Here is a 2,096-nt window from a genome sequence, read left to right as displayed (position 1 = left end):
AGCTCTCTCTGATCAATTTATTCAAGAGCTGAAAGATTGTGATCTATTATTGATTGCAGCACCAATGTATAACTTAAATGTACCAACCCAATTAAAAAACTGGTTCGACTTAATTGCACGAGCACGAGTAACTTTTCAATATACAGAAACCGCACCCGTAGGATTAATTAAAGGTGTTAAATCAATTATCTTTAGTTCACGTGGTGGTTTTCATCAAGATCTTCCAACAGATGCTGTTACAGCATATTTAATAGCAGTATTAGGATTAATTGGTATTGATAAGGTAGATTTTATATATGCTGAAGGCACTGATATTAAACCATTAGGGAAATCTAAAGCACTTGAATTAGCTTCACAGCAAATTGCTTTACAAACGAACGTAGGATTGTAAGTATATTCTTCCTTATGGCAATGAAATTATAATTTTCTATTGTTCTAAGGTTCCTATTTAACATAATGGCTGTTATACGAAATTAATGGATGTTCGTATAGATTACTTGCATATTGTATTCGATCGAATACAATATAGTGAGAAGATAAGGAATCCTCATGATTGAAATTAAACGTCTGCCAGAATTTGATGAATGGTTGGATGGCATTAAAGACAATATGACCCGTATTCGCCTAAATCGTAGATTAGATAAGGTTCAACGTGGAAATTGGGGAGATATTAAACCTCTCCAAGATGGCGTTTGGGAAATGAGAGAATTCTTCGGTGCTGGATGGAGAATGTATTACATCCAACATGGTGATGTAGTGATTGTAATGCTTGGTGGAGGAGATAAATCGACTCAACAACAAGACATCGATCGTGCAGTCAAATTATCGAAAACATTGGAGGATTAAAATGGTTAAAGTCGCTGATTTACCAAGTTTTGATATGGCTGAGTCACTCAAAACTGAAGAAGACATTGTGATGTATCTCAACATGGTTCTTGAGGAAAATGATCCAGCTGAATTAGCTCATGCTCTTGGCGTAATTGCTAAAGCTCGTGGCATGACTCAAATCGCTAAAGAAGCAGGGATTGGACGTGAAGCACTTTACAAAGCCCTACGTCAGGATTCAGCACCACGTTTTGATACGATTAATCGTGTAGTGAATGCTTTAGGCTTAAAACTGACAGTACAACATGCCTAAAAACTTAAAAAATATAGTAAAAATGGGAGCTAAAGGCTCCCATTTTTTGATTCGTATAAATTTACTTTTGACTTAAAGTCTTTAATTCACGAATAGCTTTGCTTAGTTCAAACATTTGGTTGTGTAACTGCTCAGATAACATCTCATTATTTGCATCTTTTTTATTCAAAATATCTGCAATATCAATAGTATCTTCCATAATCTGAATTAATTTACTATGCACCTGTTCATATTCACTATTAGGCATCATTATCTCCTCCAAAAATTTAAGTCATTTAACATAAAATCTCTTATACGAAATCCAAATTCAAGACATAAAAAAGCCCAACATCCTGTTGGGCTTTTTTACGTATTTGATGCGTTGGTATAACTCCTGTCGTACCTGCATATTCCATTGCTACGGTTTCTTATTGTTATCTGGAGCATCCTGCTCTCTATGTGTTCATCATAGAAAATTGAGGGCGATTGGTATAGACGCAAAATACCTGAATGAATGTGAGCCAAGGCTTACAAAATTGATTAAAACTTATCCCGAAAGTTGTCCGCAGAAATTGGGGATGAATTTGATCTTAAAAGGCATATATCTTATAGGGAATTGCGGTTTTTGATCGTTTTTTAATCAATTTTATAGGCAAAAAATGACAAATATGCTCAAAAAGAAACCGACATGTTTCACAGTCGGTTTTTTTCTGTTTTTCAGGGTGGGTGAAAATTCTTAAGTTATTGATTTTAAATCATTATTTTGCTTGCATTTCGCATAAGCTCTATTATGTTAAATGGGAGGGAGCAAAATAAGTTAACATTTTGCTTCCGACCACATTAAGCTAGAGTTTTATTTAAATAAAGCTATTTAGTAATCATTAAAATCTAAATCTAACACCAGCTCCATATAACCAACCTTTCTCAGAGTTTGATTCTATTTGCCACGACGTTTCATCATTACCTTTTGAATACTCAT

General features: G+C 34.4%; 4 protein-coding genes and 1 pseudogene. 3 read left to right on the top strand and 2 right to left on the bottom strand.

The features are described 5' to 3' along the window. The 3 genes from FTV41_RS14420 to FTV41_RS14410 form a co-directional block, all read left to right on the top strand. Positions 1 to 391 (top strand): FMN-dependent NADH-azoreductase (locus FTV41_RS14420; RefSeq protein WP_179996735.1); only part of this gene is annotated, 391 nt, incomplete at its 5' end. A 158-nt stretch (positions 392 to 549) separates the two neighbouring features. Further along, positions 550 to 846: a type II toxin-antitoxin system RelE/ParE family toxin gene (locus tag FTV41_RS14415; RefSeq protein ID WP_005175534.1), complete on the top strand. Its 297-nt coding sequence runs from the start codon at positions 550 to 552 to the stop codon at positions 844 to 846. A gap of 1 nt (position 847) precedes the next feature. After that, entirely contained in the window at positions 848 to 1,138 is a 291-nt protein-coding gene (locus FTV41_RS14410) for an addiction module antidote protein (RefSeq protein ID WP_004969304.1), read from the top strand. A 61-nt stretch (positions 1,139 to 1,199) separates the two neighbouring features. Here the strand turns inward: FTV41_RS14410 and FTV41_RS14405 are convergent, their stop codons facing one another. Together FTV41_RS14405 and FTV41_RS15315 are read right to left on the bottom strand one after the other, a co-directional pair. Then, entirely contained in the window at positions 1,200 to 1,385 is a 186-nt protein-coding gene (locus tag FTV41_RS14405) for a hypothetical protein (RefSeq protein WP_179996734.1), read from the bottom strand. Between the two features lie 613 nt (positions 1,386 to 1,998). After that, positions 1,999 to 2,096 (bottom strand): annotated as a pseudogene (locus FTV41_RS15315) (copper resistance protein B); the annotation flags it as partial.

It is taken from the genome of Acinetobacter sp. YH16051 (genome assembly GCF_013417135.1).
In the GTDB taxonomy this organism is placed as follows: Bacteria; Pseudomonadota; Gammaproteobacteria; order Pseudomonadales; family Moraxellaceae; genus Acinetobacter; species Acinetobacter towneri.
Note: the sequence above shows the minus strand (reverse complement) of the source record. Positions and strands in the feature narration are given on the sequence as shown.

Bases quoted from the DNA above. Each gene is read 5' to 3' on its own strand.
- FTV41_RS14415 (WP_005175534.1), top strand. From the start codon at position 550: ATGATTGAAATTAAACGTCTGCCAGAATTTGATGAATGGTTGGATGGC.
- FTV41_RS14410 (WP_004969304.1), top strand. From the start codon at position 848: ATGGTTAAAGTCGCTGATTTACCAAGTTTTGATATGGCTGAGTCACTC.
- FTV41_RS14405 (WP_179996734.1), bottom strand. From the start codon at position 1,385: ATGCCTAATAGTGAATATGAACAGGTGCATAGTAAATTAATTCAGATT.